Source organism: Mesorhizobium sp. WSM4836 (assembly GCF_055811815.1).
In genome coordinates this window covers 1-270 of record NZ_JBVVQF010000125.1, presented here as the reverse complement: position 1 = coordinate 270, position 270 = coordinate 1, and the positions used below count along the sequence as shown (strand labels likewise).

Genomic DNA, 270 nt, shown 5'->3' with positions numbered 1-270 from the left:
GTCCAGCAGTGCCTCGTAACGATGCAGGGGAATTGTTTCGACCAGATCGATCGCGGCGCTGCCGTGCTGGCAATGCCGCCGCTGCTTCAGCTCCGCAAGGCAGGCAAAAGCAGCATCGGCGCAAAGCCGGTCAAAGCGATCAAGCACCTCGTCCGGGCTCCGTCGATAGCTCAGCACGTTAAAGCTGGCGAACGCCGTAGCCGGCGTTGTTACGTCATAGCGGGACTTGCCGTCGCGAATATTGAGCAAGCTCGGCGGTGTGCCCGGAAC

General features: G+C 61.5%; 1 protein-coding gene. It reads right to left on the bottom strand.

Going from position 1 to position 270, the window contains the following annotated elements:
- Positions 1–249 (bottom strand): hypothetical protein (locus AC0L2P_RS32370; RefSeq protein ID WP_473507263.1); only part of this gene is annotated, 249 nt, incomplete at its 3' end.
- Positions 250–270: the final 21 nt, after the last annotated feature.